Source organism: Curtobacterium sp. L3-7 (genome assembly GCF_048756585.1).
Lineage (GTDB): Bacteria > Actinomycetota > Actinomycetes > Actinomycetales > Microbacteriaceae > Curtobacterium.
Genome location: NZ_CP151474.1, coordinates 2,752,159 through 2,770,681, shown reverse-complemented (window position 1 = coordinate 2,770,681; position 18,523 = coordinate 2,752,159). Strand labels below are relative to the sequence as shown.

18 protein-coding genes are annotated in these 18,523 nt (G+C 70.2%); 17 read left to right on the top strand and 1 reads right to left on the bottom strand.

Annotation, left to right across the window (positions count from 1 at the left end; genetic code table 11):
* The first annotated feature begins 31 nt into the window (after positions 1–31).
* From AAEP80_RS13445 to rbfA, 12 genes are all read left to right on the top strand, one after another.
* On the top strand, positions 32–562 hold the full coding sequence (locus AAEP80_RS13445) for an OsmC family protein (RefSeq protein WP_420364771.1): 531 nt from the start codon (positions 32–34) through the stop codon (positions 560–562).
* Positions 563–1,537: an FKBP-type peptidyl-prolyl cis-trans isomerase gene (locus AAEP80_RS13440; protein ID WP_420364770.1), complete on the top strand. Its 975-nt coding sequence runs from the start codon at positions 563–565 to the stop codon at positions 1,535–1,537.
* Positions 1,538–1,541: 4 nt separating this feature from the next.
* Positions 1,542–2,648 (top strand): 1-deoxy-D-xylulose-5-phosphate reductoisomerase, encoded by a 1,107-nt coding sequence (dxr, locus tag AAEP80_RS13435; RefSeq protein ID WP_420364769.1) that lies wholly within the window; start codon positions 1,542–1,544, stop codon positions 2,646–2,648.
* 141 nt (positions 2,649–2,789) lie between these two features.
* Entirely contained in the window at positions 2,790–4,118 is a 1,329-nt protein-coding gene (locus AAEP80_RS13430; RefSeq protein ID WP_420364768.1) for a M50 family metallopeptidase, read from the top strand.
* 25 nt (positions 4,119–4,143) lie between these two features.
* Complete coding sequence (locus AAEP80_RS13425; protein ID WP_281264728.1) at positions 4,144–5,637, top strand: purine-cytosine permease family protein; 1,494 nt, start codon at positions 4,144–4,146, stop codon at positions 5,635–5,637.
* Entirely contained in the window at positions 5,634–6,176 is a 543-nt protein-coding gene (locus AAEP80_RS13420) for a cysteine hydrolase family protein (protein WP_420364767.1), read from the top strand. The genes AAEP80_RS13425 and AAEP80_RS13420 overlap by 4 nt, the downstream gene beginning before the upstream one ends.
* A 57-nt stretch (positions 6,177–6,233) precedes the next feature.
* Complete coding sequence (gene ispG / locus AAEP80_RS13415; protein WP_402728989.1) at positions 6,234–7,364, top strand: flavodoxin-dependent (E)-4-hydroxy-3-methylbut-2-enyl-diphosphate synthase; 1,131 nt, start codon at positions 6,234–6,236, stop codon at positions 7,362–7,364.
* Between the two features lie 85 nt (positions 7,365–7,449).
* On the top strand, positions 7,450–9,201 hold the full coding sequence (locus AAEP80_RS13410; RefSeq protein WP_420364766.1) for a proline--tRNA ligase: 1,752 nt from the start codon (positions 7,450–7,452) through the stop codon (positions 9,199–9,201).
* Between the two features lie 97 nt (positions 9,202–9,298).
* Positions 9,299–10,297 carry a transcription termination factor NusA gene (gene nusA / locus AAEP80_RS13405; protein ID WP_413601791.1) on the top strand — a complete coding sequence of 333 codons (999 nt, stop codon included), beginning with the start codon at positions 9,299–9,301 and terminating at the stop codon, positions 10,295–10,297.
* Positions 10,298–10,386: 89 nt separating this feature from the next.
* Positions 10,387–10,707, top strand: a complete 321-nt coding sequence (locus AAEP80_RS13400; protein WP_420364765.1) for a DUF448 domain-containing protein — start codon at positions 10,387–10,389, stop codon at positions 10,705–10,707.
* 74 nt (positions 10,708–10,781) lie between these two features.
* A complete protein-coding gene (gene infB / locus AAEP80_RS13395; RefSeq protein WP_420364764.1) occupies positions 10,782–13,604 on the top strand; it encodes a translation initiation factor IF-2 in 2,823 nt (940 codons plus the stop codon).
* A gap of 86 nt (positions 13,605–13,690) precedes the next feature.
* Positions 13,691–14,140, top strand: coding sequence for a 30S ribosome-binding factor RbfA (gene rbfA, locus AAEP80_RS13390; protein ID WP_413601792.1), 450 nt, complete (start codon positions 13,691–13,693; stop codon positions 14,138–14,140).
* A 13-nt stretch (positions 14,141–14,153) separates the two neighbouring features.
* On the opposite strand, the gene AAEP80_RS13385 is transcribed toward rbfA, so the two are convergent.
* Complete coding sequence (locus AAEP80_RS13385; RefSeq protein WP_420364763.1) at positions 14,154–15,050, bottom strand: A/G-specific adenine glycosylase; 897 nt, start codon at positions 15,048–15,050, stop codon at positions 14,154–14,156.
* 121 nt (positions 15,051–15,171) lie between these two features.
* Between AAEP80_RS13385 and AAEP80_RS13380 the strand changes: the two genes are divergently transcribed.
* From AAEP80_RS13380 to AAEP80_RS13360, 5 genes are all read left to right on the top strand, one after another.
* A complete protein-coding gene (locus tag AAEP80_RS13380) occupies positions 15,172–15,618 on the top strand; it encodes a hypothetical protein (protein ID WP_420364762.1) in 447 nt (148 codons plus the stop codon).
* A gap of 37 nt (positions 15,619–15,655) precedes the next feature.
* Positions 15,656–16,597, top strand: a complete 942-nt coding sequence (gene truB / locus AAEP80_RS13375; RefSeq protein ID WP_420364761.1) for a tRNA pseudouridine(55) synthase TruB — start codon at positions 15,656–15,658, stop codon at positions 16,595–16,597.
* Positions 16,594–16,959: a hypothetical protein gene (locus tag AAEP80_RS13370; RefSeq protein WP_281264719.1), complete on the top strand. Its 366-nt coding sequence runs from the start codon at positions 16,594–16,596 to the stop codon at positions 16,957–16,959. Before truB ends, AAEP80_RS13370 begins: the two co-directional genes overlap by 4 nt.
* Positions 16,960–17,027: 68 nt before the next feature.
* Positions 17,028–17,468, top strand: coding sequence for a hypothetical protein (locus tag AAEP80_RS13365; protein WP_413601797.1), 441 nt, complete (start codon positions 17,028–17,030; stop codon positions 17,466–17,468).
* Positions 17,469–17,481: 13 nt separating this feature from the next.
* Positions 17,482–18,444 (top strand): bifunctional riboflavin kinase/FAD synthetase, encoded by a 963-nt coding sequence (locus tag AAEP80_RS13360; protein WP_420364760.1) that lies wholly within the window; start codon positions 17,482–17,484, stop codon positions 18,442–18,444.
* The last annotated feature ends 79 nt before the right edge of the window (positions 18,445–18,523 follow it).

The following is an 18,523-nucleotide window of genomic DNA, read 5'->3' as shown; positions in this document are numbered from 1 at the left end:
GGCACCGGATCGCCCTGGAAGGGGAGCAGGCATGCACGACCACACCTACGAGGTCGAGGTCCGCTGGACCGGCGACCGTGGGACCGGCGCCAGTGGGTACCGCGAGTACGGACGCGACCACGTGGTCTCCGCCACCGGCAAGCCCGATGTCCTCGGGTCCGCCGACCCGACGTTCCGTGGCGACCGCGATCGCTGGAACCCGGAGGAGATGGTGACGGCGGCGCTCGCCCAGTGCCACATGCTCAGCTACCTGCACGTCGCGGTGACGCAGGGATTCACCGTCCTGGCGTACGAGGACCGTGCCACCGCCTCGATGAACCTGAACCGCGACGGCTCCGGCGAACTGACCGGCGCGACGCTCCACCCGGTCGTGACGATCGCCGAAGCCGACCGCGTCGCAGATGCCGAGGCGGCGCACGCGGCCGCGAACGCCCTCTGCTTCATCGCCCGGTCGGTGGCCTTCCCGGTCCACCACGACGCCACGACCATCGTCGCCGACCCGGCCGGTCGACCAGGCGAACCCCGACTCGGAGCCGACTCATCGACGAGTGAGGCAGACTAGGTGCCCGTGAAGCGTCTCCGCCTGCTCCCGATCGCCCTGGTGCCCGCCGTCGTCCTCGGACTGGCCGCCTGCTCCGGTTCCGGTTCCACCGACTCGTCGGCGACCCCGTCCGCGTCGTCCAGCGCGACCGCGTCGGCGATCACCAGCTGCCCGAAGCCAGGGAAGGCCTCGGCTGCGATCGACGTCTCCGGTGACTTCGGCGGCAAGACGGCCCCGACCGTGACGTTCTCCAAGGGGATCAAGGCGACGCCGCCGCAGGCGACGACCGTCACCAAGGGCTCCGGCGCGGCGCTGAAGAACGGCGACTACACACAGGTCGCCTACAGCGTCTACCAGGCGTCGGACGCGAAGAAGCTCGGGACGGTCGGGTTCGACCAGGGCAACGCCCAGGTCCTGTCCGTCGGTGGCAGCGGCTTCGGTGCGCTCCTCGCGTGCTCGCACGTCGGCGACCGCATCGCTGCCGTCGGCGCTTCGTCCGCGCTCGGGTTCAACACCGGCGGCAACATCGTCGTCGTGGCCGACGTCATCGCGCAGACGCCGACGAAGTCCACGGGGGCGGCTCAGACGCAGAACCCCGACCTGCCGACCGTCAAGGACAAGTCCGACGGTGAACCGGAGATCACCATCCCGGACACCACCGCTCCGACCAAGACCACCGCCGAGGTCATCAAGCAGGGCGACGGCGACGAGATCGCCGAGGGGGACACGGCGCTGGTGCAGTACAAGGGCGTCCTCTACGACGGCGGCAAGGAGTTCGACTCCTCGTGGTCGAAGGGCGCGCCGACGACCTTCACCATCGCCGAGGGCTCCCTGATCAAGGGCTTCGTGACCGGACTGGTCGGCCAGAAGGTCGGCTCCCAGGTCATGATCGTCGTCACCCCGGAGGACGGCTACGGCGCCAACCCACCGGAGGGATCCGACATCCCGAAGAACGCGACCCTGGTCTTCGTCGTGGACCTGCTCGCGAAGGGCTGATCCCGTGACCGCGGTCCCGCAGACGGAGCACGAACGCCGCCGCATCATCGTCCTCGGCAGCACCGGCTCGATCGGCACGCAGGCGCTCGACGTCGTCGCCCGCAACCCCGACCGCTTCGAGGTCGTCGGCCTCACCGCGGGGACGAACGCCGCCACGATGGCCGAGCAGGCTGCCGAGTTCGGCGTCCGCGACACCGCCTTGGGGGCCGCAGACGCCGAGCGCCTGATCCGCAGCGTCGAGGCGGACGTCGTGCTCAACGGCATCACCGGCTCCGTGGGCCTCGGCCCGACGCTCGCGACGCTCGAGACGGACGCCACCCTCGCCCTGGCGAACAAGGAGAGCCTGATCGTCGGCGGCCCGCTCGTGCAGGCGGCAGCGTCACCCGGCCAGATCGTCCCGGTCGACAGCGAGCACTCCGCCATCGCGCAGGCCCTCCGCTCGGGCACCGACGCCGAGGTCCGCCGCCTGGTCCTGACGGCCAGCGGTGGCCCATTTCGCGGCAGGTCCCGTGCGAGCCTCCTCGACGTGACGCCGCAGCAGGCACTCGCGCACCCGACGTGGGACATGGGCCTCGTGGTGACGACGAACTCGGCCACCCTGGTGAACAAGGGCCTCGAGGTGATCGAGGCGCACCTGCTCTTCGGCGTGCCGTACGACCGCATCGACGTCACGGTGCACGCCCAGTCGATCGTGCACTCGATGGTGGAGTTCACCGACGGGTCCACGATCGCGCAGGCATCGCCCCCTGACATGCGGCTGCCCATCGCGCTCGGCCTCGCGTGGCCGCACCGTGTGCCCGGTGTCGGGGTCCCGCTCGACTGGACCTCGGCGAGCACGTGGACGTTCGAGCCGCTCGACGACGAGGCGTTCGGTGCGGTGGCACTGGCGAAGCGGGTCGGCGAACTCGGCGGTACGTACCCGGCCGTGTTCAACGCAGCGAACGAGCAGGCCGTCGCCGCGTTCCACGCCGGCGCGATCGGCTTCCTCGACATCGTGGAGACGATCGAGCGGGTGGTGGAGTCGCACGAGCCCACGGAGCCGTCGCTCGACGGCGTCCTCGCGTCGGAGCGGTGGGCACGCACCGCTGCGGACCGCGCGCTGGCCCGCTGACGCGGAGACGGGCAGGGCCCACGCCGCCGGTTCCCGGGCGACGCGCCAGCGGCGCACGGGCCGTGCCGGTGCGGAGAGGCACGGGTCACCACCCAGGACACGTTCGGCTGCTTCTTTGCCAGCGTCCCGTACGCTTCTCCGGTGACCGTCGGAACCGTGCTCCTCTTCGTCCTCGGCGTGGTCGTCTTCATCGTCGGCCTGCTGATCTCGATCGGGCTCCACGAGCTCGGTCACCTCGCGTTCGCGAAGCTCTTCGGCGTGAAGGTGACGCAGTACTCGCTCGGCTTCGGCAAGGCGCTCTGGTCGTTCCGTCGGGGCGAGACCGAGTACGGCATCCGCCCGATCCTGCTCGGCGGCTACATCTCGATGGTCGGCATGCTGAAGCCCCGCGCCTCCGGCCGCGCCATCACGAACACGGGCATGTACAGCGCGTTCGTGCAGGACGCCAGGCAGGCCAGCGCCGAGCAGATCGCGGAGTCCGGCGGCGACGACTCGCGGGCGTTCTACCGGTTGACCCCGTGGAAGCGCATCATCGTGATGGTCGCCGGTCCGGCGATGAACCTGGTGATCGGGATCGTCCTGTTCGGTGTGCTGCTCGTCGGGTTCGGCGCGCCGACCACGACCTTCACGTCGAGCGTCGACTGCGTGCTCCCGACGACCGCGACGACCACGTGTTCACCGGGGGACGCCGTCTCTCCGGCGAAGGAAGCGGGGATCCGCTCCGGCGACGTGGTCCTCGCCGTCGGGGGCAAGGAGAACCCGACGATCACCGAGGTCTCCGACACGTTCCAGGAGTCGGCTGGCAAGTCGGTCGAGGTCGTCGTCGAGCGCGACGGTGCACGGAAGACCCTCGAGGTCACGCCGGCGCTGGCCACCCGCGACGTCTACGACGCGCAGGGGAAGGTCGTGAAGAACGACGACGGCACCGCGAAGACCCAGCAGGTCGGTGTGGTCGGGGTCTCGATCGGCCAGACGCTCGTGCGGCAGTCGCCCGCTGCGGTGCTCCCGGCCACCGGGGCGCAGATCGGGGCGTCCGCCCACCTCATCATCGACCTCCCGCAGCGCCTCGTCGCGGTCTGGAACGCGGCCTTCGGCGCCCAGGAGCGTTCGTCGGACAGCCCGGTGTCCGTGGTCGGTGTCGGTCGGGCGATCGGCACGGTGTCGTCGATGAGCGGTGTCCCCGTGGTCGACAAGATCTACACGATCCTCGGGCTGCTGGCGTCGCTGAACATCGGCCTGTTCGTGCTGAACATGGTGCCACTCCTGCCACTCGACGGCGGCCACATCGCCGGCGCCCTCTGGGAGGCGATCAAGCGTCGCGCCTTCAAGCTCGTCGGCAAGGCGGACCCCGGTCCCATCGACCTCGCGAAGACCATGCCGCTCACGATGGTCGTCGTGGTGTTGCTCGCCGGCATGAGCGCACTGCTGATCTACGCCGACATCGTGCGGCCGGTGAACCTGTTCGGATAGGCCTCGCCAGCACTACGCTCAGCGCATGAGCACAGCGCCCGAGGTCCGTGCCGTCGAACGGCAGGGCATCGACGTCATCGCCGAGTCCGAGCGGAAGGGGCGGCCCCGCGGACTGTTCTGGCCGTGGTTCGCCGCCAACATCTCCGTCCTCGGGCTGAGCTACGGCTCGTTCGTGCTGGGCTTCGGGATCTCCGTGGTCCAGGCGACCGTGGTGTCCGTCATCGGGGTCGTGTTCTCGTTCCTGCTGTGCGGCATCGTGGCGATCGCCGGCAAGCGCGGTTCTGCGCCGACCATGGTCCTGAGCCGCGCGGCCTTCGGCGTGCGGGGCAACCGACTGCCGTCGTTCCTGAGCTGGATCCTCACCGTGGGGTGGGAGACCTCGCTCGCCGCGCTGGCGGTGCTCGCGACGTCGACGGTGTTCCGGGAGCTCGGCTGGGACGACGGCGTGGTGACGAAGCTCGTCGCGCTCGTGGTCGTCGCCGCGCTGGTGATCGGCGCCGGCATCGCCGGGTTCGACGTGATCATGCGGCTGCAGGCGTGGATCACCGTGATCACCGCCGTGTTGACGGTCGTCTACATCGTGCTCGTCGCCGGGTCGATCGACTTCGGGGCACTCGCGGCGCTGCCGTCCGGGAGCGCGCAGAACGTCGTCGGCGCACTGGTCCTCGTGATGACCGGGTTCGGCCTCGGCTGGGTGAACGCCGCCGCCGACTACTCGCGCTACCTGCCGCGGTCGGCCTCGACGGGCGGGGTGGTGTGGTGGACGACGTTCGGGGGAGCGCTCGCTCCGGTGGTGCTCGTCGTCACCGGGGTCCTGCTCGCCGGGTCGTCGAAGCAGCTGAACACCGACATCAGTGCCGACCCGATCGGCGCGCTCACCACGCTGCTGCCGGTCTGGTTCCTCGTGCCGTTCGCGATCGTCGCCATCCTCGGCCTGGTCGGCGGCGCGGTCCTCGACATCTACTCCTCCGGACTCGCACTGCTGAGTGCCGGGATCCGCATCCCGCGCCCGGTCGCCGCGGGGGTGGACGGCGTCTTCATGGTCGCCGGTGCGATCTACGTGGTGTTCTTCGCGACCGACTTCATCTCGCCGTTCCAGGCGTTCCTGGTGACGCTCGGCGTCCCGATCGCGGCGTGGTGCGGCGTCTTCGTGGCCGACGTCGTCCTGCGCCGGAAGGCCTACGCCGAGGGGGAGCTGCACGCGACGACCGGCCGGTACGGTGACGTCCGCTGGGGAGCGATCGGGCTCGTCGTGCTCGGGACCGCCCTCGGTTGGGGACTGGTGACGAACACGTACGGCGTCCCGTCATGGCTCAACTGGCAGGGGTACCTGCTGGAGCCGTTCGGACTCGGCGGTCGCACGGGTGCATGGGCGTACGCGAACCTCGGTGTGCTGGTGGCCCTGGTCGTCGGGTTCCTCGGGACGCTGCTCTTCGCCCGCCGGTCGATCCGCGAGCAGGAGGCGCTGCCGGTGACCGAGCCGATCGACAGCGTCCCCGCGACGGAGCTGCACCCGTGACGTCGGCACCGGACACCGGCGACGCGTGGCTCGTCGTGATCGACATGCAACGCGTCTTCACCGGCGACAGCCAGTGGGCCGCGCCGCGCTTCGACGACGCAGCTGCGGGGATCCAGCGCCTGCTCCCGCGGTTCACGGATCGGACGGTCCGTACCCGCTTCGTCGCGCCGGAGCACCCGCAGGGTGCGTGGGTCGACTACTACCGGGACTGGCCCTTCGCGCTCGTCCCCGCCGACGATCCGCTGTACGACCTGACGGAGCCGTTCGCGGCCCTGGACGGCCCGGTCGTCACCGAGACGTCGTTCGGCAAGTGGGGGACGGGCCTCCAGTCCGTCGTCGGCGACCAGCCGCACCTGGTCCTGACCGGCGTGTCGACGGACTGCTGCGTCCTGTCGACCGCGCTCGCGGCGGCGGACGCCGGCGCCCGCGTGACGGTCGTCGCGGACGCCTGCGCCGGCGCGAGTGACGCGGACCACGAGCGCGCGCTCGACACCATGCGCCTGTACGCCCCACTGATCACGGTCGTCGACACGCTCTGAGGTTCGCGCGCACCCGGAGCGCGTAGAGTTCGATGCGTGCCCGCAGTGAATCTCGGTATGCCCAAGGCCCCGGAAACCCTCGCCCCCCGTCGCAAGTCCCGGCAGATCCGGGTCGGCAAGGTGCTGGTCGGTGGCGACGCGCCGGTGTCCGTGCAGTCGATGACCACGACGCCGACCACGAACATCAACGCGACCCTGCAGCAGATCGCCGAGCTCACGGCGTCCGGCTGTGACATCGTCCGCGTGGCGGTGCCGACCCAGGACGACGCCGACGCGCTGCCGATCATCGCGAAGAAGTCGCAGATCCCGGTGATCGCCGACATCCACTTCCAGCCGAAGTACGTCTTCCAGGCGATCGACGCCGGATGTGCCGCCGTCCGCGTGAACCCGGGCAACATCCGCAAGTTCGACGACCAGGTGGGCGCGATCGCCGCGGCGGCCAAGGCGGCGAACGTCAGCCTCCGCATCGGGGTGAACGCCGGGTCGCTCGAGCCGAGCCTGCTCCAGAAGTACGGCAAGGCCACCCCGGAGGCGCTCGTCGAGTCGGCCGTCTGGGAAGCGAGCCTGTTCGAGGAGCACGACTTCCACGACTTCAAGATCTCGGTCAAGCACAACGACCCGATCGTGATGGTGAAGGCCTACCGGCAGCTCGCCGAGCGCGGCGACTGGCCCCTGCACCTCGGCGTGACCGAGGCCGGTCCGGAGTTCCAGGGCACCATCAAGAGCGCCACCGCGTTCGGCATCCTGCTCAGCGAGGGCATCGGCGACACCATCCGCGTGTCCCTGTCCGCGCCCCCCGCGCAGGAGGTGAAGGTCGGCCTGCAGATCCTGCAGTCGCTGAACCTCCGCGAGCGCAAGCTCGAGATCGTCTCCTGCCCGAGCTGCGGTCGCGCCCAGGTGGACGTCTACCAGCTCGCGAACGACGTCACGACGGGGCTCGAGGGCATGACCGTGCCGCTCCGCGTCGCCGTGATGGGCTGCGTCGTGAACGGCCCCGGTGAAGCCCGCGAGGCCGACCTCGGCGTCGCGTCCGGCAACGGCAAGGGCCAGATCTTCGTCAAGGGCCAGGTCATCAAGACCGTGCCGGAGGCCGAGATCGTCGCCACCCTCATCGCGGAGGCGAACCGCCTGGCCGACGAGATGGGTCCTGCGGCCGCGACCGGCAAGCCCGAGGTCATCACCGCGTAGCCCCGGTCTGGAGGCCCGTGGCGGCTTCTCCACGCGGGTCCCGGCCCGTCGCACGACCGGTTCCACCGCCGCTAGGCTTGCGTCCGTGGTCACACGGCTTTCGCATCTCTTCCTCCGCACGCTCCGCGACGACCCCTCCGACGCGGAGGTGACGAGCCACAAGCTGCTCGTCCGCGCCGGGTACGTCCGTCGCCAGTCCCCGGGGATCTTCGCGTGGCTGCCGCTCGGGCTGCGCGTGCGCGCCAAGATCGAGGGCATCATCCGCGAGGAGATGGTCGCCGCGGGCGCGCAGGAAGTCCTGCTCCCGGCACTCCTGCCGCGTGAGCCGTACGAAGCGACGAACCGCTGGACCGAGTACGGCGACGGCATGTTCCGCCTGCAGGACCGCAAGGGTTCCGACTACCTGCTCGCCCCCACGCACGAGGAGATGTTCGCGCTCCTGGTGAAGGACCTGTACTCGTCGTACAAGGACCTGCCGGTCACGCTCTTCCAGATCCAGGACAAGTACCGCGACGAAGCGCGTCCCCGTGCCGGGCTCCTGCGCGGTCGCGAGTTCACCATGAAGGACGCGTACTCGTTCGACCTCGACGACGCCGGGCTCGACCGCAGCTACCAGGTGATGCGCGACGCCTACGAGAAGATCTTCGCCCGCCTCGGCCTCGAGTACGTGATCGTCAAGGCCGACGCCGGCGCGATGGGCGGCTCCAAGTCGGAAGAGTTCCTGCACCCGATCGCGGTCGGCGAGGACACCTTCGTGCGCAGTGCCGGCGGGTACGCGGCCAACGTCGAGGCGTACGTCACCCCGGTCCCCGACGCCCTGCCGATCGACGGCCAGCCCGAGCCCGTGCTGCTGCCGGCGTCGGACACCCCGACGATCGACACACTCGTCGAGCACGCCAACCAGGTCGCTCCGCGTGACGGTGCGCCGTGGACGGCCGCCGACACGCTCAAGAACGTCGTGCTCGCGCTGACGCACCTCGACGGCACGCGGGAGATCGTCGTCGTCGGGCTCCCCGGCGACCGCGACGTCGACATGAAGCGGGCAGAGGTCTCGTTCGCCCCCGCCGAGGTCGAAGCCGCTGGTGACGACGACTTCCGGAAGCACAAGGGCCTGATCAAGGGCTACATCGGCCCGCAGGTCCTCGGCGAGGAGAGCGCGACGGGCATCCGGTACTTCGTCGATCCGCGCGTCGTCGACGGCACGGCGTGGGTGACCGGCGCGAACGAGCGCGGCCTCCACGTCTCGGGCCTCGTCGCCGGGCGTGACTTCGTCGCCGACGGCGTGGTCGAGGTCTCCGACGTCCGTGCGGGCGACCCCGCACCCGACGGCTCCGGCCCGCTCGAGACCGCCCGCGGCATGGAGATCGGCCACGTGTTCCAGCTCGGCCGCAAGTACGCGGAGGCCCTCGGGCTCAAGGTGCAGGACGAGAACGGCAAGCTCGCCACCGTGACGATGGGCTCGTACGGCATCGGCGTCACCCGCATCCTCGCGATCCTGGCCGAGGCGCACAACGACGACAAGGGCCTCGCGTGGCCGAAGCACGTCGCGCCGTTCGACGTGCACGTGGTCGCCACGGGCCGAGACGAGACCGCGTACGACCTCGCCACGTCGATCGTCGCCTCGCTCGAGCACGAACGGTACGACGTGCTGTACGACGACCGTCCGAAGGTCTCTCCCGGCGTGAAGCTCCGCGACGCCGAGCTGCTGGGCATGCCGATCGTGATCGTCTCCGGTCGTGGTGCCGCCGACGGCATCGTCGAACTGTGGAACCGCGCGAGCGGTGAGCGCACCGAGGTGCCGGTCGCCGACCTGCTCGAGGCGGTCCGCGCGATCTAGCCGGCGCGGGCGGCCACCAGCAGTGCGGTAGTCTGGACGCCGACTTCTGCGCGGTTCCAGTGCGCGGGAGCGACTCAGCTGAATACGGAGGCCCTCGGTGAAGATCGATCTCGCAGTCCTGCGACTCATGGAGCGTGAACGGGAGATCCCGTTCGAAGAACTCGTCCAGATCATCGAGTCGGCCATCCTGACCGCGTACCACAAGCACACCGACGAGAACGGCGAGCCGGCCGACGCGCAGTCCCGCGTCGAGCTCGACCGGAAGACCGGCGAGGTCAGCGTCTTCGTGCCGGAGCGCGACGACGAGGGCACCGTCATCGGCGAGGCCGTCGACCAGCCGAGCGACTTCGGCCGCATCGCGGCGTTCGCGGCGAAGCAGGTCATCAACCAGCGACTCCGCGACATCGGCGACGACAAGATCCTCGGCGAGTTCCGCGGCAAGGAGGGCGACATCGTCGCGGGTGTGGTCCAGCAGGGCCCGAACCCGAAGATGGTGCACGTCGACCTCGGCACCGTCGAGGCCATCCTGCCGCCCGAAGAGCAGGTCCCTGGGGAGACGTACACGCACGGCTCCCGCCTCCGCGTCTACGTGACGAGCGTCGGCCGCGGCAACAAGGGCCCGCAGATCACGGTGTCGCGCACGCACCCGGGTCTGGTCCGCAAGCTGTTCGCGCTCGAGGTCCCGGAGATCGCCTCCGGTGTCGTGGAGATCACCTCGCTCGCTCGTGAAGCCGGTCACCGCACGAAGATCGCGGTCAAGGCGAACGAGCCGGGCGTCAACGCGAAGGGCGCGTGCATCGGCGAGCTCGGTGCCCGCGTGCGCGCCGTGACGACCGAGCTCGGTGCCGAGAAGATCGACATCGTGGACTGGTCGCCCGACCTCGCGACCTTCGTGGCGAGCGCGCTGTCGCCGGCGAAGGTGACGAGCGCCTTCGTGCTCGACGCGTCGACGAAGGCGGTCCGCGCCCTGGTGCCGGACTACCAGCTGTCGCTCGCGATCGGCAAGGAAGGGCAGAACGCCCGACTCGCCGCGAAGCTCACGGGTGCGCGCATCGACATCCAGCCGGATTCGATCCTGGACGACGACGAGTCCTGAGACGACGACGAGTCCTGACGGGCGCGTTTCGCGCTCGGCGTGCCCCGTCCGGGCGCGCCGGATCGCGGTCGTCGGAGGCAAGGAGTAGAGTGGTCGCCGTCAGAACGTGCATCGGCAGTCGTCGTCGCGCATCCCGATCCTCCCTCCTCCGAGTCGTCGCCCTGGGCGACGGACGTGTGGTGGCGGATCCGAAGGCAGTCATGCCGGGCCGGGGAGCGTGGCTCACACCGGCCGTCGAAGCCTACGAGATGGCCGTCAAGCGCAGGGCTTTCCGCCGGGCGCTGCGGCTGGATCGCGAACCGGACACGTCTGCGGTGCTCGACTACCTGCGGAGTCTCCCTCACCCGAGGGACCTCGCGGAAGAGTGCCCGGACACGACAGAACAGGCTGAACGGCTTATGGACAACTGATGAGCGGCTCGAAATGAGACCCATCATCCAGTGAGTCCTGCCCCTTGACGGGGTGGGACCCGTGAAGGAGAACAGTGGCGAAACCACGCGTACACGAGATCGCAAGCGAGCTCGGCGTCGACAGCAAGACCGCACTCGAGAAGCTCAAGGAGCTGGGCGAGTTCGTCAAGGGACCGAGCTCGAGTGTCGAGCCCCCCGTGGCACGGAAGCTCCGTGCCGCCCTGCAGGCAGAAGGTGCTTCGGCGTCCGCCAAGCCCGCTGCAGCAACACCCGCGCCGGCGGCGACGTCCGCAGCGCCCAAGCCAGGTGGCCCGAAGCCCGGACCCAAGCGTCCGGCGCCGACCCCGGAGCCCGAGGCCGCAGCACCCGCCGTGGCAGCACCTTCGGACGATTCCGACGTGCCCGTCACGCCGGCCCCGAAGACCGTCGCACAGCGACAGGCCGAGGCAGAAGCAGCCAGGAAGGCGGCAGCCGAGTCGAAGAGCTCCGGTTCCGCTGACGGCCCCGCCAAGACCGACGCCGTGAAGCCGGGTGGCCCGAAGCCCGCAGCGGCTGCCGGCCCGAAGCCGGGTGGCCCGAAGCCGGGTGCACGACCGGGCAACAACCCCTACGCGTCCAGCCAGGGCATGGGCTCGCGCCCGCCCCGTCCGGGCAACAACCCCTACTCGTCGAACCAGGGCATGGGCCAGCGCCCCGCCGGCGGTGCCGGTGGCGGTGGGATCCCGCGTCCGCAGCCCCCGCGTCCCGGCGCGCCCCGACCGGGTGCTCCGCGTCCGGGTGGTCCCGGTCAGGGCAACCGTCCGAACGGCTTCGGGCAGCGCCCGGGCCAGGGTGGCGGCGGTCGTGGCGGCCCCGGTGGTCGTCCGGGTGCCGGTGGTGGCGCCGGTGGCGGCTTCCCGCGTCCGGCGTTCAGCGGCCCGCGTCCCGCCGGTGGCGGTGGCCGCGGTCGTGGCCCCGGTGGCGGTACCGCCGGTGCGTTCGGTCGTGGTGGCGGCAAGAGCCGTGCCCGCAAGTCGAAGCGGACGAAGCGCGCCGAGTACGAGATGCGGCAGGCCCCGTCGCTCGGCGGTGTGCAGGTCCCTCGTGGTGACGGCAACACGGTCGTCCGACTCCGTCGTGGTGCGAGCATCTCGGACTTCGCGGACAAGATCGACGCCAGCCCCGGCAACCTCGTGACGGTGCTGTTCCACCTCGGTGAGATGGCGACCGCCACGGAGTCCCTCGACGAGGCGACCTTCGAGGTCCTCGGCGACGAGCTCGGCTACAAGATCCAGATCGTGTCGCCGGAAGACGAAGACCGCGAGCTCCTCGAGGGCTTCGACATCGACATCGACGCCGAGTACGCAGAGGAAGACGACTCCGTCCTCCAGCAGCGTCCCCCGGTCGTCACCGTCATGGGTCACGTCGACCACGGTAAGACCCGACTGCTCGACGCCATCCGCAACTCCAAGGTGGTCGAGGGCGAAGCCGGCGGGATCACGCAGCACATCGGTGCATACCAGATCACCACCGAGCACGAGGGCATCGAGCGCCCGATCACCTTCATCGACACCCCTGGACACGAGGCGTTCACCGCCATGCGTGCCCGTGGTGCGCAGGTGACGGACATCGCGATCCTCGTGGTCGCGGCGGACGACGGCATCATGCCCCAGACGATCGAGGCGCTGAACCACGCGCAGTCGGCGAACGTGCCGATCGTGGTCGCGGTGAACAAGATCGACAAGGAAGGCGCCAACCCCGCCAAGGTCCGCCAGCAGCTCACCGAGTACAACCTGGTGGCCGAGGAGTACGGCGGCGACGTCATGTTCGTCGACGTGTCGGCGCGGCAGAACATCGGCATCCAGGAGCTCCTGGACGCCGTGCTGCTCACCGCGGACGCCGGGCTCGACCTGCGTGCGAATCCCGACAAGGACGCCCGTGGTGTCGCGATCGAAGCGCGCCTCGACAAGGGCCGCGGTGCCGTCGCGACCGTGCTCATCCAGTCGGGCACGCTCCACGTCGGTGACGCCATCGTGGCGGGCACGGCCTACGGCCGCGTCCGTGCGATGACCGACGAGGACGGCAACGCGGTCGCAGCAGCGACGCCGAGCCGCCCGGTCCAGGTGCAGGGTCTGTCGTCGGTGCCCCGCGCCGGTGACACGTTCCTCGTCACCGAAGAGGACCGCACGGCACGCCAGATCGCCGAGAAGCGTGAAGCCGCCGAGCGCAACGCCCAGCTGGCCAAGGCCCGCAAGCGCATCTCGCTCGAGGACTTCACCCGCGCACTCGAAGAGGGCAAGGTCGACTCGCTCAACCTCATCATCAAGGGTGACGTCTCCGGTGCCGTCGAGGCACTCGAGCAGTCGCTCCTCGACATCGAGGTGGATGACAGCGTCCAGCTGCGCATCCTGCACCGCGGTGTGGGTGCGATCACGGAGTCGGACATCGACCTCGCCACGATCGACAACGCGATCGTCGTCGGCTTCAACGTCCGTCCGGACGTCAAGGCCCGCGAGCGCGCTGCCCGTGAAGGCATCGACGTCCGGTTCTACTCGGTCATCTACAACGCACTCGAGGACATCGAGCAGTCCCTCAAGGGCATGCTCAAGCCCGAGTACGAAGAGGTGCAGTCCGGTGTCGCCGAGATCCGCGAGGTCTTCCGGTCCTCGAAGTTCGGCAACATCGCCGGTGTCATCGTCCGTTCCGGCACGATCACGCGCAACGCCAAGGCGCGCGTCATCCGTGACGGCGTGGTCCTCGCGGACGGGCTGGCCATCGAGTCGCTCCGTCGCTTCAAGGACGACGTCACCGAGGTCCGCACGGACTTCGAGGCCGGTATCGGTCTGGGCAAGTACAACGACATCCAGATCGGTGACGAGATCGAGACCACCGAGCTCGTCGAGAAGCCGCGCGACTGATCGTGTGACCACCATGGGCCCCGGCCTCTCCTTCGCGGGAGGAGCCGGGGCCCGACCCCGTTCCACCACCGCCCCAGGAGGCACCCATGGCTGATCCGCAGCGCGCACGCAAGATGGCGGACCGCATCAAGGAAGTCGTCGCCCGACGGATCGACAAGGGCCTGCGTGACCCGCGACTCGGGTTCGTGACCATCACGGACGTCCGCGTCACCGGTGACCTGCAGCACGCGTCGGTCTTCTACACCGTGTACGGCACCGACGAGGAGCGTGCCGACTCAGCCGCGGCGCTCAAGGCCGCGACCGGCATGCTCCGTACCGAGGTCGGCAAGAACATCACCGCTCGGCTGACGCCGTCGCTCGAGTTCATCGCCGACGCCCTGCCGGACACCTCGGCGCACATGGAGGACCTGTTGGTGCAGGCCAAGCTGCGCGACGAAGCGGTCCGGAACGCCTCGGCCGGCGCGACGTACGCCGGCGACGCCGACCCGTACAAGCACGACGACGAGGACGACGACGACGCCGAGGAACGCGCCTAGTCGGTCCCGACGCTCAGTCTGACCCGTCCGGCAACCGGTAGCCGCTCGCGTCGTCGCCGACGGCCAGTCCGTCCCGCAGGAGCGACGCGAGCGCCCGGTCCCGCTGGTCGTCGTCCGGCCACACCATCCGGATCTCGTCGGGGGTGACCGGCACGTCGCTCGCACGGAGCTCGGCCATCACGAGCCCGCGGACCTGTCGGTCGCTCCCGGCGAACTTCGCCTGTCTCGGCGCGCGCGGTCCGTCGTGTTCCGGGTACCCGGCCGCTCGCCAGGCGCAGCAGTCCGCGATCGGGCACGCGTCGCACGCGGGGGAGCGGGCGACGCACACGAGTGCGCCGAGCTCCATCACGGCGGCGTTCGTCGTCGCCGCGTCGTCGCGGTCCTCCGGCAGCACCGACTCCATCAGCGGCAGGTCCTGCTTGGCCTTCGCCGGTCCTGGCTCGCCCTCGCCGAGGATCGCTCGGGCGAGGACCCGGCGCACGTTGACATCGACCACCGGGTGCCGGTCACCGTACGCGAAGACCGCCACCGCCCTGGCCGTGTAGTCGCCGATCCCCGGGAGTGCGAGCAGCGCGTCGACGTCGCGGGGCACCACGTTGTCGTGCTGCTCGGCGATGGCCGTCGCCGCGGCGTGCAGCGCGAGCGCGCGTCTCGGGTAGCCGAGCCGGTCCCAGGCCCGCACCGCGTCGCCGGGAGGCGAGTCGGCGAGGTCGCGAGGCGTCGGCCACCGGGTGAGCCATGCCTCCAGTCGGGGGACCACCCGCGCGACCTGCGTCTGCTGGAGCATGATCTCGCTCACCAGCGTGCCCCAGGCCGGGAAGCCGGGGCGTCGCCACGGCAGGTCGCGCGCCTCGGCGCGGTACCAGGCGATCAGCGGGGTCGCGATGTCCGGATCGGTCGAGTTCTCCACAGGCTGCCTGGGCCCACGCGCACCGGTTCCGGCGCGCCGCGGAGCTTGCGGAGCGGCGTGACGGCCGAGTGCGTGGGGAGAGGCTCGACTCGCGTTCACCACGACAGCCTACGGTGGGTGCATGGCACGCTGGGCACCAGAAGAGACCGACACGATGGCCGCGATCGCGAACGAGGTGATCGCGCAGGTCGGCACGAACCGCACCGTCGTCGGCATAGACGGCCAGGACGGCGTCGACCTCGAGCGGGTGGCCGCAGCGCTCGTCGCGGGGTTCGAGCAGCATGGTGTCTCCGCCATGGCGGCTGTCGCGAGCTCGGCCGACGCCGACGCGTTGCGGAACGACCTGGTGGCGCCGTTCCGGTCGACGGGCGAAGGTCCCGGCGTGCTGGTGGTGCACGGGCACGGCGTCCTCGGTGCCGGCGCGCGTGGGCTGTGGCGGTGGTCGATGTGGGTCGAGCAGGAGTCCGGCCGGCTCGAGCGCCGCGCCGACGTCAAGATCGCGGCGTCCGCGGTGCTCGACGTCACCGACCCGGCGCACCCGCGGCGTGAGTGGAACGACGCCTGCTGACGCCGCTGGCGTCCCGCCGCGCTGGTAATCTGCTGCGGTGCTCGCAACCGCTCCCGACGGCATCCTCCTCGTCGACAAACCGCAGGGGATCTCGAGCCACCGCGCCGTTTCCATCGCGCGTCGACGGCTCGACCTGAAGAAGATCGGCCACGCCGGCACGCTCGACCCGATGGCGACGGGGCTGCTGCTCCTCGGCGCCGGCCCCTCCACCAGGCTCCTGACGCACCTCGTCGGGCTCGACAAGACCTACACCGCGACGATCCGCCTCGGAGTCTCCACCGACTCCGACGACGCTGACGGCACGCCGGTCGCAGCGGCCGGCGTCGGCTCAGCCGACGTCTCCGATGCTGCGATCGAGGCGGCCGTCGCCACGCAGCGCGGCCCGATCTCACAGGTGCCCTCGACGGTCAGCGCCATCAAGGTGGACGGTCGGCGCGCGTACGACCTGGCCAGGAAGGGCGAGGAAGTGACCCTCAAGGCGAGGGCGGTGACGATCTCGCGCTTCGACGTGACCGGCCGGAACGACCGTGTCGTGTCCGCGCTCGACACGTCGGTGCCCGTCGTCGACCTCGACGTCGTGGTCTCGTGCTCGTCGGGCACGTACGTGCGGGCACTCGCTCGTGACGTCGGCGCAGCGCTCGGTACCGGCGCGCACCTGACAGCCCTGCGTCGCACCCTCGTCGGCCCGTTCTCGGTCGACGACGCGGTCGACCTGGAGGACGACTCGGTGGACGTCCGCGGTGCACTCGTGCGGCCGGCCGACATCGCCCGCACCCTGTTCCCGGTCGTGACGCTCGACGCCGTCGACGCGAAGGACCTCGCGGACGGTAAACGGATCGGCGCCGACCACCCGGACACCGACGGACCCGTTGCCGCCGTCACCTCGCGCGACGACCGGCTCATCGGCCTCGTGTCAGTGCGCAAGGGGCTGCTGCGCGTCATCACCAACTTCCCGACGACGACCGGAGCCAACGCGTGATCGAGTGGTTCATGTGGGTGCAGTTCGTGCTCGCCGTCGTGATCGGCATCTTCGCCGTGGTGGTCGGGTTCATCGGGTGGAAGCCGAACGACTACACCGTCGGATCCCTCGTCCTCGTCGAACTGCTGCTCATCGCGCAGCTGGTCGTCTCGCTGGTCGCACCAGCGGTCGGCAACCCACCGCGGGGCAACGTCCTCGAGTTCTGGGTCTACGCGGTGTCCGTCCTGCTCGTGCCACCAGCGACCATCGTGTGGGCGCTCGTCGACCGCACGCGGTGGAGCACCGTGGTCCTGGGCGCCGGTGCCTTCACCGTCGCGGTGATGCTCTACCGGATGTACCAGATCTGGTTCGCGCTGAACTGAGGTCGGTCCGCGTCACCGGGGGACCAGGTGTGCCGCGGGGGGCTCCCGGCGTCGGTAGAATCGGTGCAATGGCGACCAAGACCTCACTCGCGACCGGCATCGGTCGCGTCCTCATCGCCGTGTACGGCATCCTCGCGCTCGCGGCGACCGGTCGGAGCGTCGTCCAGATCGCGGAGAAGTTCTCGTTCGCCCCGTTCGCGTACACGCTGAGCGCGATCGCCGCGGTCGTGTACATCGTCGCGATGATCGCCCTGATCGTCCCCGGTCGGTTCTGGTACCGGGTGGCGTGCGTCACCATCGTGTTCGAGATGACCGGCGTCCTGGTGATCGGCACGCTGTCGCTGTTCGACCGTCAGCTCTTCCCGGACGACACCATCTGGTCGTACTACGGCATGGGGTACGCCTTCGCGCCGCTCGTGCTGCCGATCGCCGGTCTGTGGTGGCTCCGCAAGCACCACCGCACCGCCGGCCGACCCGTTGCCGAGCCCGTCGTGACGGCCGGCGAGTAGGCGGGGGAGCAGCGTGCAGTACTACGAGGACGTCGACGACGTCGCAGAGGGATTCGGGCCGAGTGTCGTCACGATCGGCAAGTTCGACGGCGTGCACGTCGGGCACCGTGCCGTGATCGCCCACCTCGAGCGGGCCGCTCGGCAGCACGGGCTGGTGTCCACCGTCGTGACGTTCGACCGGCACCCGCTGAGCATCATCGACCCAGGCAAGGTGCCGCCGGCGCTCACGAGCATCGCGCAACGCCGCGAACTGCTCGACGACGTCGGGGTCGACGCCACCCTGCTGCTCCGGTTCGACGCGGAACTGCAATCGTGGACGCCGGAGACCTTCGTGTCCCGGATCCTCGTCGAGACACTGCACGCCGAGCTCGTCTTCGTCGGGAGCGACTTCCGGTTCGGTGCGAAGGGGGCAGGCGACGTCGCACTCCTGCGGACCCTCGGTGCGCAGCACGGGTTCTCCGTCGAGCTCATCGACGACGTGGACCTGGTCGACGACGTCCGCCCCGACGGGGAACGGCGTGTCTCGTCGACGTGGATCCGCGAGCTCCTCGGCGAGGGTCGTGTCGCGGAGGCCGCCAGGCTCCTCGGCCGCGAGCACGCGGTCCGCAGCGTGGTGGTGCACGGCAACCAGCGTGGTCGCGCGATGGGGTACCCCACGGCGAACCTCGACCCGTCGTGCGAGGGGTTCGTCCCGGCCGACGGTGTGTACGCCGCCCGGGTGCTGCACGACGGCACGGTGTACCCGGCCGCGGTGTCGGTGGGGAACAACCCGACGTTCGAGGGGGTGCCCGCGAAGCAGATCGAGGCGCACCTGCTGGACGTCGACATCGACCTCTACGGGGAGACCATCTCGGTGCTGTTCGTCTCCTACGTGCGCGGGATGGTGAAGTTCTCGTCGATGGACGAGCTCGCTGCCCAGATGCGACAGGACGACCGGGACATCAGGACCCTGCTCGGCCTCCCGGCGCCCGTCTGACAACCGGGTCCCGCCCGACGACGAAGGCCCCGGCGGATCCGCCGGGGCCTTCGTCGTGGTGCTGCAGTGTCAGCCGTCG

Excerpts from the sequence above, each read along its gene's own strand:
- AAEP80_RS13380 (WP_420364762.1), top strand. The coding sequence starts at position 15,172 with ATGGCACGCTGGGCACCAGAAGAGACCGACACGATGGCCGCGATCGCG.
- rbfA (WP_413601792.1), top strand. The coding sequence starts at position 13,691 with ATGGCTGATCCGCAGCGCGCACGCAAGATGGCGGACCGCATCAAGGAA.
- ispG (WP_402728989.1), top strand. The coding sequence starts at position 6,234 with ATGCCCAAGGCCCCGGAAACCCTCGCCCCCCGTCGCAAGTCCCGGCAG.
- AAEP80_RS13445 (WP_420364771.1), top strand. The coding sequence starts at position 32 with ATGCACGACCACACCTACGAGGTCGAGGTCCGCTGGACCGGCGACCGT.
- AAEP80_RS13425 (WP_281264728.1), top strand. The coding sequence starts at position 4,144 with ATGAGCACAGCGCCCGAGGTCCGTGCCGTCGAACGGCAGGGCATCGAC.
- AAEP80_RS13365 (WP_413601797.1), top strand. The coding sequence starts at position 17,028 with ATGGCGACCAAGACCTCACTCGCGACCGGCATCGGTCGCGTCCTCATC.